This is a genomic window from Limosilactobacillus ingluviei DSM 15946, from assembly GCF_001435775.1.
In the GTDB taxonomy this organism is placed as follows: domain Bacteria; phylum Bacillota; class Bacilli; order Lactobacillales; family Lactobacillaceae; genus Limosilactobacillus; species Limosilactobacillus ingluviei.
Window position 1 is genome coordinate 1 of record NZ_AZFK01000056.1, and the last position, 676, is coordinate 676.

Annotated in this window: 1 protein-coding gene; it reads right to left on the reverse strand. The window is 46.9% G+C overall.

Annotated features, from left to right (window positions below):
- A partial coding sequence (locus FC43_RS07130) for an IS3 family transposase (protein ID WP_056955214.1) occupies positions 1–676 on the reverse strand: 676 nt, incomplete at both ends.

The following is a 676-nucleotide window of genomic DNA, read 5'->3' on the forward strand; positions in this document are numbered from 1 at the left end:
GCTTCATCCTTATAGTGACTCCAGAAACTTTCCATCGGCGCATTGTCAATACATTTACCAACTCGTGACATGCTCAATGTGAAGCCCGCTTCGGTAGTTAGGCGCAGATATTGTTTCGAAGTGTACTGGGTTCCACGGTCACTATGAAGCAGTGGATGAGCGTTTGGATTCTTAGCCATGGCTTGCTCCAAGTTCTGCAGTACCAACGGATTATCGTTCTGTTGACTGATATTATAGTCGACAATGCTACCGTCATAGAGATCCTTGATCGCACTCAAATAGGCCTTCTCTCCGTTGCCATAGGTGAGATAAGTCACATCAGTAACCCACTTCTCGTTTGGACTGCTGGCTGTGAAGTCCCGATCTAAACGGTTCGGGAAGAAGTTCGTTCCGCGGACAATCGTGCACCCACGTCGTGGGCGCCGAATGATCGCCTGTAGGCCAAGATGCCGCATTAATCGCAACACTCGCTTAAGATTAACTCTTCGATCGTGTTCACGCCTTAGCACCATCGTAATCCGGCGATAGCCATATCGACCATTATATTGATCATAAATCTGCTTAATTAACTTTTGAAGCTCTTCATTTGCTTGCTGATGAGGCGTGATTGGCGTCTTTGCCCAACGATAATAACCACTCACTGAAACTTTCGCAATCGCGCATAATTGTGCGATAG